Annotated in this window: 1 rRNA gene; it reads right to left on the bottom strand. The window is 53.4% G+C overall.

What is annotated here, in order from left to right:
* Nucleotides 1-901, bottom strand: a 23S ribosomal RNA gene (locus HMPREF2537_RS03735); the annotation flags it as partial.

The following is a 901-nucleotide window of genomic DNA, read 5'->3' as shown; positions in this document are numbered from 1 at the left end:
TTGCCGCGGCTTCGGCGGTGTGCTTGAGCCCCACTACATTGTCGGCGCAGGACCACTCGACCAGTGAGCTATTACGCACTCTTTCAAGGATGGCTGCTTCTAAGCCAACCTCCTGGCTGTCTTCGCGATCCCACATCCTTTTCCACTTAGCACACCCTTAGGGGCCTTAACCGGCGATCTGGGCTGTTTCCCTCTCGACTATGAAGCTTATCCCCCACAGTCTCACTGCCGCACAACACATTGATGGCATTCGGAGTTTGGCTGACATTGCTAAGATTGTAGTCCCGCTCAACCAACCAGTAGCTCTACCTCCACCAAGCTACATGCGACGCTGCACCTAAATGCATTTCGGGGAGAACCAGCTATCACGGAGTTTGATTGGCCTTTCACCCCTACCCACAGCTCATCCCCGCAGTTTTCAACCTACGTGGGTTCGCGCCTCCACAGCATCTTACTACTGCTTCACACTGGCCATGGGTAGATCACCCCGCTTCGGGTCCAGGACATGCCACTAAAACACCCCATTAGGATTCGGTTTCCCTACGGCTACCCCACACGGGTTAACCTCGCGACATGCCGCTGACTCGCAGGCTCATTCTTCAAAAGGCACGCCATCACACAATAAAAAGTGCTCTGACGGATTGTAAGCACATGGTTTCAGGAACTATTTCACTCCCCTCCCGGGGTACTTTTCACCATTCCCTCACGGTACTAATACACTATCGGTCACACTGAGTATTTAGGCTTACCGGGTGGTCCCGGCAGATTCACAGCAGATTCCACGAGCCCGCTGCTACTCGGGCAACCCAACAACTAATGCATTGAAGCCTTCAACTACGGGACTATCACCCTCTACGGTAGGCGTTTCCACACCACTTCACCTAACAACAACACACAAGCA

Source organism: Corynebacterium sp. HMSC074E01 (assembly GCF_001808885.1).
Taxonomy (GTDB): Bacteria; Actinomycetota; Actinomycetes; order Mycobacteriales; family Mycobacteriaceae; genus Corynebacterium.
This window is presented reverse-complemented; position numbering and strand designations above follow the sequence as displayed.